The organism is Stenotrophomonas sp. 05L44_2 (assembly GCF_056665995.1).
Genome location: NZ_JBFTNR010000112.1, coordinates 1 through 7,705, shown reverse-complemented (window position 1 = coordinate 7,705; position 7,705 = coordinate 1). Strand labels below are relative to the sequence as shown.

Genomic DNA, 7,705 nt, shown 5'->3' with positions numbered 1-7,705 from the left:
GGCCATGCCCGGCGGACGGCGCCAGAAATCCGGCGCATTCAGTGRGCACATCGACGTTAAAGAGAAAGGGGGTACGGCCGATACATCCTCCGTGCACCTCCCGAGAACGTCCATGTACTCACGCATTTTCATCCGTCTGGCCGCCCCCCTGGCTCTGACCCTGCTGCTCCCCTTCGCCATCGGTTTCGAATGGCCGGTTGCCCTGCGTTGGGCGATCCTGACCACGATGACGCTGAGCTGGCTCGGCTTTGCGTGGTGGACCGCCCGCGCCCAGGCGCACCGTTCCCCGGAACATGCCCGTGTCCTGCGTGAGCAGGACCAGCTGCTGACCGAACTGCGCAACTTCGTCGGCAACGAGATCGACGGTTCGCGTGGCGAAGTGGAACGCGCCCGCGACCTGATCCGCCAGGCCGTCTCCAGCCTCGGCGGCAGCTTCGATGCCATGAACCGCAAGTCGCGCCAGCAGAGCCAGGCCCTGTCACGCATCGTCGACCGCGCCGGTGACGAAGGCGGCGCCGGCCTCGACGTTGCCCGTTTCGCCCAGCACGCCAGCCACCGCATGGAACAGCTGGTGGAAGCGCTGGAGCAGGTCAGCGGCCAGAGCAGCACCACCGTGCAGCACATCGACCAGATGGCGCAGCACCTGGATGGCATCTTCGCGCTGCTGGAAGACGTCAAGTCGATTGCCGASCAGACCAACCTGCTGGCCCTGAACGCTGCCATCGAAGCTGCGCGTGCCGGTGAAGCCGGTCGCGGTTTCGCCGTGGTTGCCGACGAGGTCCGCAACCTGTCCGAGCGTTCGACCACCTTCAACGAGCAGATCCGCAAGCTGGCGCACAGCTCCAAGGATGCCATCGCCAAGGTCCGCGAGACGGTTTCGCACATGGCCTCGCGCGATATGGACCGCTCCCGTGAAGCGCGCCAGGAAGCGGCGGCKATGCTGGACAACGTGGCGCAGATCAACGCTTCGCTGGGTGACGGCATGCGCGAAGTGTCCGACTGCGCGCGCTCGATCGACGGCAGCGTGGCCGAAGCCGTGCGTGCCCTGCAGTTCGAGGACATCGCCACCCAGGCCCTGGGCGGCGTGCATACCCACCTGGACCGCCTGACCGCGATCAATCGCGAAGCGGTGGCCCTGCAGGAACTGCTGCATCGCAATGGCGGCGTGTTCGACGAAGAAATCGCCTCTGCCCTGCAGCGCACCGGCAACCGCCTGCGCGAACTGCGCAGCGAATGGGAGCGCCCGCCGCACAAGCCGGTTGCCCAGCAGAGCATGGGCGCCGGTACGGTCGAGCTGTTCTGATCCTGATGTCCGCTGCCCCGTCCGGCAGCGTGCGAGGCCCCGGTTCTGCCGGGGCCTTTGCGTGTGACCCGCCTTTGGATGCATCCTGCAAGCGCACCATGACCCTGATCCGCGCCCTGCCCCCGATCAACGAGAACGAGCGCCCGCGCAATGCGGGCGTACGTGAGCAGCTGCGCCAGCTGGAAGAGGTGGCCCGCGAAGAAATCCAGGAGCTGCAGAAACTGGCCGACGCGCGCCCTGCCCCACCGGCAGCCGGCGATGACGTGCTGGGCCTGGCGTGGGACCTGGGGCTGGATGGCAGTGCCTTGAAGTAGATCCACGCCATGCGTGGATGCAACTGCCCACGTGGCATGATGCGCCGGTCCCGTTCATGGAAGACCGATGGCCATCGCCCTGATCGCATTGCTGCTGATCGAACTCCTGCTGCTGGCCCTCTGGGCGCCGTTCTTCTTCCGCACCGGCATCGTGCTGTTCAACCAGCGAATCGCCGCTACGCCGGCAGAGCTGGCGCAGCTTTCACTGGCCGGTCTGGAGCATGACCTGCCGCCCGATACCTGGCTTTGCCTGGTGTTCCGCGCGCTGCCGGACGGCAGCATCGCCTTTCGCGAGAGCTTCGTGCCGAGCGTTGGCCGTCGCTACTTTCCGCTGATGCGCGGGCGGGTGATGATCGATGCACGGCGCAGGGAGGTGCGGGTGATCGGGCTGTGCAGCTGGTTCGCGCTGGGCCTGACACTGATGCTGGTGCCGGTCATCCTCGTCCGACCCGCTGCGTGGCCGATGCTGGTGGCCCTGGTGCTGTTCTACATAGGCTATTTCATCCAGCGCCGACGCTATGTAGAGGTGGTCGAAGCGGTACGCGCACGACTTCGCTCCGAATTTCCGCAGCGCTTGGTTGCCGCGTCGCAGTAGATCCACGCCATGCGTGGATGGCCGCGAGTGCAGGCATCAGTGCCGACCAACGGTCGGCACCCACCCAGGCTTGCCCAGAAGTAGATCCACGCCATGCGTGGATAAGTATGTCAGCGCGCCAGCATCACTTCGCTGGCGGCATCGGTGCGGCCTGGGGCGAGGTGCTGCTGGCGCAGCCACTGCGCCAGGTCGCGCGGTGTGAGCGGGCGCGAGTACAGGTAGCCCTGGATCTCGTCGCAGCCCTGGCGGCGCAGCATGTCCTCTTCCTGGTGCGTTTCCACGCCCTCGGCCACCACCTTCATGCCCAGTGCGTGGCCAAGATGGACGATGGCCTGGGTCACCTCGGCGGTGCCCGAGTCATGCAGCATGCCCTGCACGAAGCTGCGGTCGATCTTCAGGCGGCCGACCGGGAAACGGTTGAGGTAATTGAGGTTGGAGAAGCCGGTACCGAAGTCGTCCACTGCCAGCGGCACGCCGTGCCGTTCCAGCACATCGAAGCAGTGGCGCAGGATGTCGGTGTCACGGATCAACGCCGATTCGGTCAGCTCCAGCTCCAGCCGCTGCGGCGGCCAGCCGTGCGCGTGGCAGATCTCGATCACGCGCTCGGCAAAGCCACGATCGCGCAACTGCACTGCCGACACGTTGACGGCAATGCGCTCGAAATGCAGGCCAGCACGATCCCACGCGGCTGCCTGGCGACAGGCTTCGGACAATACCCAGTCGCCGATGCGGACGATTTCGCCGCACTTTTCGGCGATCGGAATGAATTCTGCCGGGCTGCAGTAGCCGATGCCCGGGCGATGCCAGCGCAGCAACGCCTCGATTGCGGGGGGCTCGCCGTGATGGGCGTGCAGCAGTGGCTGATAGGCCAGGCTGAACTCGTCGCGCTCGATGGCGCCGTGCAGGCCGTGCTCGATCTCCAGCCGGCGCTGGATCCGCGCCAGCGCGTCCTGGCTGTAATACTGATAGGTATTGCGACCAGCTTCCTTGGCCGCGTACATCGCCGCGTCGGCAGCGCGCAGCAGCGAATCGAAGTCGGTCTGGCTCTCGCCGAGCATGGCGATGCCCACGCTGGCGCCCACTTTCAAGGTGGTGTCGCCACGACGCAGCGGCTCGGCCAGCGAATTGATCAGCTTGCGCGCCACGTGCCCGRCATCTTCCGGTTCGGCCAGGTCGCGCAGCACCACGATGAACTCGTCGCCGCTGAAGCGGCCGAACAGGTCGTTGTTGCGCAGGTTCTGGTGCAGCCGGGTCGCGGCGGCCTTCAGCAGCGCATCGCCAGTGGCGTGGCCGAAGCTGTCATTGATGTTCTTGAAGCCGTCCAGGTCGATGAACAGCATCGCCAGCGAGGTGCCGCGATCGCGCGCTTCCTCGATGGCTTCGGAGGTCTGCTCGCCCAGCAGCACCCGGTTGGGCAGTCCGGTCAGCAGGTCGTAGTGGGCAAGCAGTTCAATCCGCTCGTTCGCTTCGCGCTCGCGTGTGATGTCACGGAACAGGACCACAAAGCGCGGCGGCAGGCCATCACGACGGTCCAGTTCGATCAGCACCTGCACCCATACGCGCAACCCCGACTGGCGGTAGAAGCACAGATCCAGCTGCTCCGGCAGGCCGCCACCGGCAATGCGCCCCAGCGCGGCTTCAAACGCCGCGCGCGAATCCTCGGCATACAACGCGAGCGCCTGGTCGAGGGTGATCGGTTCCTTGCGCAGGCCGTGGATGCGATAGCACTCCTCGGTCCATTGCATGTTGCGCGTCGCCACTTCGATCTCGCAACCACCGATGCGCCCCAGCGCGGACACGCGGTTGAGCAGCTCGGTACGCCAGCGGATGAGGGCATCGGTCTGATGCTGTTCGGTGATGTTCTGCACCTGCCCCAGCAGGCGCTTGGGCTGCCCGTCCATGTCCAGCAACGGTTGCATCCACAACCGCAGATGCTGCGAGGGTTCGTTGCCGCGGGTCAGTTCCAGTTCGAGGTTGGCGGCCCGGCCATCGCGCCACAGGCGGCGCCAGGCCGCACGCAGTGCACCACGTGAGCGCGGGTGCAGCTGCTTGAGCCAGCGTCGCTGCCCAGGGATGCTGTCCTGCCGCAGCGCCAGCAGCGAGCGCAGTTCCGGCGACCACCAGAATTGCCGGCTGTGCGGATCGAACGACCAGCTGCCCATGCTGGCGATGCGCTGGGCTTCGCGCAGATGCAGTTGTTGCTCCTGCAGCAGGGCTTCCAGCTGCTTCTGCTGCTCGATGTCGGTATGGGTGCCGACCATGCGCAGCGGCTGGCCGTCGGCGGTACGGGCCACCACCCGGCCGCGGTCCAGCACCCATCGCCACTGGCCATCGGCCTGGCGGAAGCGGAACTGGGCACTGTACTGCTCACTGTCACCGTGCAGGTGTTCATCCAGCGCGGCGCGCACCTGGGTGATGTCGTCGGCGTGCACGCGCGCCAGTATCTGCGTGGCCGTTTCCTCACCCAGTGCGGGCGTGCGCGCCACCCGGTCGCTGGGGATGTCCCAGTCCCACAGGCTGTGGCCGGCGCTGTCCAGTGCAAGTTCCCAGCGACCGCCACCATCAACCGGCACCGGCTCGGGCACGCTGAGGGTGAAGGCGAGCAGGTTGCCGCTGCCGTCATGCACGGCGCGCAGGTGGCCATCGTAGTGGCCGCGCGGGCCGCCCGGCAGCGTGCACGCGACGATGCCACCGTCGGCGGCCAGCAGGCGCAGGTCTTCCAGCATCGGCGCGTAGGCGGCCACCGTGGCCGGCAGGCCATGCTCGCGCGCAGCCGGATTGGCCGCGAGCGGGCGCCCGCTGCGGTCGACGATGACCAGCGCCGAGGCGAGCGGATGCTGCAGCAGGCTGGCGATGATCCCTTGGTCCACGCGATCTTGCTCCGGATGAAACGCCCGACAGCGGGGCACGCAGTGGTTAACGGCGCCTGCGGCGGATAATTGAGTGGCCAGGGCACAGCTGCGCGGTAAGATGGCCCGCACCCCTTCTCCCTGCCCGCCTCCCTGCCCTGTCCATGCCCGTAGAACCGACCGGCACCGCCCCTGTTCCCGACCCGCGGATGGCGCAGGCGCTGGGGCGCGACCGTCGGCGCATCGTGCTGAGCTACCTGGCGATGGCGCTGGCCTGGATGATCGCCACCGACGGCGCGGTGACCGCGCTGGTGCCCGACCCGCAGCAGGCGGCRCTCTGGCAGAGCATGAAGGGCGCGTTCTTCGCTTTGGCCAGYGCCGGCCTGCTGTACCTGCTGCTGCGGCCGCTGGCCGAGCACGTGCTGCACACCCATGCCCGCCTGCAGGCCTCCGAACTGCGCCTGCGGCAGATGTTCGAGGGCAACCCGGGCCCGATCCTGGTGTATGACCTGGACAGCCTGGCCATCCTCGATGCCAATCCGGCCGCCTGCAGCACCTTCGGCTGGGACCGCGAGGCGCTTCTGGCGCAGACCATCGACGTGCTCTGGCCACCCGGCCAGGACCAGGCGTTGCAGACCAAGCTGGAGGAGATCCGCGGCGCGCCCGAGCAGCTGTGCATCCTGCGCGCGCAGTTGCAGCTGCGTGATGGCAGCCTGCGGCAGATGGAACTGCGTTCGAACGCGATCGACTACGACGGCCACACTGCGCGCCTGCTGATCGCCATCGACCGCACCGCTGAAGACCTGGCCCAACTGCGGCGCGACCAGGCATTGGCCCGCGTGGAAGAAGCCCACGAGTTGGCCCGGATCGGCGCGTGGGAGCTGGACCCGTCCACCGGCCAGGGCCGTTACTCCAACCAGGTCTATCGCCTGCTGGGCCGTCGCCCGCCCGAGGCGCGACGCTGGCACCGTTTCGACGAGCTGCTGGTGGCAGCCGACCCGGCCACGGCCGCACAGACCGACCAGGTGCTGGCCGAGCTGTGCTCGGGTGAGCAGGTGCAGGTGGACGTGCTGCTGCCGGTACTGGCAATGGATGGCCGTGCGCTGATGGTGCACCTGCGCGCCGCCAGCGGCGTGGATGAAGCCGGACGTGACCGGATACTGGGCACGTTGCAGGACGTGACCGAGCGTGAGCAGTCGCGGCGCCTGCTGCGCGAACGCGAAGAGCAGTTCCGCGAGCTGGTGCGGGTGCTGCCCGATGGCGTGGTGATCCTGTCCGACGAACATGTGCTGTATGCCAATGCGTGGGCGGCCGGCCTGTTCGGCTACGGCAGCCACACGCTGCTGGGCGAGCCGCTGTCGGCCCTGGTGGCAGGCGGCGACCTGGCCCGGATGCGCGCGCAGATGCGCGCCGGGCAGCCGCAGCACAGCCCGGGCCACAGCAGCGTGGTGGCCATGCAGCGCGCCGATGGCCGCAGCTTCCAGGCTGGCATTGCGGTGGGCGACGTGCGCTACGGCGGCCGCGACTGCAAGCTGCTGATCGTGCGCGACCTGAGTGAATCCGAACAGACCCGAAGCGCGCTGGAGACCAGCAACCGCGAGCTGCAGGCGATGGCCGGCCGCCTGTTCTCGCTGCAGGAAGACGAGCGCCGGGCGATCTCGCGCGACCTGCACGATGACATCGGCCAGGCGATCACCGCGATCAAGCTGTCGGCCTATGCGGCGCAGGACGAGGACGATGCGCAGCGGCGCGGCGAGGACCTGGCGCAGATCGTCAGCCTGGCCGATACCACCGTTGCCAAGCTGCGCGACATCTCCACCCTGCTGCGGCCGCCGCAGCTGGATGCGCTGGGCCTGGAAGCGGCATTGAGCTGGCAGGCACGCGTGCTGTTCCGCTCGTCCACCGTCGAGCTGCAGGCCGAGATCGAATCGCTGCCCACGCGCCCGGACAACAGCATCGAGCAGGCCTGTTTCCGCATCGCCCAGGAAAGCCTGACCAATGCGCTGCGCCACGCGCGCGCCAGCCAGGTGGTGCTGCAGCTGCGCGATGTCGACCAGCGCGGGCTGCACCTGATGATCCGTGACGATGGCGAAGGGTTCGACCCCGATGGCCCGCGCGGACTGGGCCTGATCGTGATGCGCGAGCGTGCGCAGAGCGTGGGCGGCCACGTGCGGATCGAGTCGGCGCATGGCGCCGGTACCCTCGTCGATGTCCACCTTCCTTACCAGGCCGCTGTTACGGCGGCCGTCGAGTCAGCGGAATACTGAGCCCATGTGGAACCCCAACCTGCCCCCGGTCAGCATCGATGATGCACCTGATCGCCTCGGCGCCGGCAACCCCGAGCTGCAGGCGATGGTCGCCGAAGCCGCCTCCGGAGGTACCCCGCTGATGCTGATGCATGTGGACATCGACCACTTCGCCTCGGTCAACGAGAACATGAGCGCGGAGGTTGGCGACCAGGCCCTGGTGCTGGTGGCCCAGCGCCTGCAGTCCTACCTGCGCGGACGCGGCATGCTGTGGCGGCATGGCAGCGATGAGTTCCTGATTGCCGTGCCGCGCACCGCCGATCTGCCCCTGGCCGAGGATTTCGCCGAAGAGATCCGCCAGCAGATGGAACTGCCGCTGTCGGTACTGCCCTATACGC

Annotated in this window: 6 protein-coding genes; 5 read left to right on the top strand and 1 reads right to left on the bottom strand. The window is 67.7% G+C overall.

The window, feature by feature from the left end; all coding sequences use genetic code 11:
• Nucleotides 1-112 precede the first annotated feature (112 nt).
• The 3 genes from AC1VAN_RS05895 to AC1VAN_RS05885 all read left to right on the top strand — a co-directional run bounded on the left by AC1VAN_RS05895 (nt 113) and on the right by AC1VAN_RS05885 (nt 2,212).
• The gene (locus tag AC1VAN_RS05895) at nt 113-1,303 is read left to right on the top strand and encodes a methyl-accepting chemotaxis protein (protein ID WP_478046835.1); all 1,191 of its coding nucleotides are present in this window, start codon (nt 113-115) and stop codon (nt 1,301-1,303) included.
• Nucleotides 1,304-1,401: 98 nt separating this feature from the next.
• On the top strand, nt 1,402-1,617 hold the full coding sequence (locus tag AC1VAN_RS05890) for a hypothetical protein (RefSeq protein WP_025879121.1): 216 nt from the start codon (nt 1,402-1,404) through the stop codon (nt 1,615-1,617).
• Nucleotides 1,618-1,684: 67 nt separating this feature from the next.
• Nucleotides 1,685-2,212: a hypothetical protein gene (locus AC1VAN_RS05885; protein ID WP_442252409.1), complete on the top strand. Its 528-nt coding sequence runs from the start codon at nt 1,685-1,687 to the stop codon at nt 2,210-2,212.
• Between the two features lie 110 nt (nt 2,213-2,322).
• Here AC1VAN_RS05885 and AC1VAN_RS05880 read toward each other — a convergent pair whose 3' ends face one another.
• The gene (locus AC1VAN_RS05880) at nt 2,323-5,082 is read right to left on the bottom strand and encodes a bifunctional diguanylate cyclase/phosphodiesterase (RefSeq protein ID WP_480985443.1); all 2,760 of its coding nucleotides are present in this window, start codon (nt 5,080-5,082) and stop codon (nt 2,323-2,325) included.
• A gap of 143 nt (nt 5,083-5,225) precedes the next feature.
• Between AC1VAN_RS05880 and AC1VAN_RS05875 the strand changes: the two genes are divergently transcribed.
• The gene (locus AC1VAN_RS05875) at nt 5,226-7,328 is read left to right on the top strand and encodes a sensor histidine kinase (RefSeq protein WP_099783934.1); all 2,103 of its coding nucleotides are present in this window, start codon (nt 5,226-5,228) and stop codon (nt 7,326-7,328) included.
• Nucleotides 7,329-7,332: 4 nt separating this feature from the next.
• Nucleotides 7,333-7,705: GGDEF domain-containing protein (locus tag AC1VAN_RS05870; RefSeq protein WP_480985442.1), on the top strand; the 373-nt coding region annotated here is incomplete at its 3' end.

What these genes read in the sequence shown, in the direction of transcription:
- AC1VAN_RS05890 (WP_025879121.1), top strand. Translation starts at nt 1,402, where the DNA reads ATGACCCTGATCCGCGCCCTGCCCCCGATCAACGAGAACGAGCGCCCG.
- AC1VAN_RS05885 (WP_442252409.1), top strand. Translation starts at nt 1,685, where the DNA reads ATGGCCATCGCCCTGATCGCATTGCTGCTGATCGAACTCCTGCTGCTG.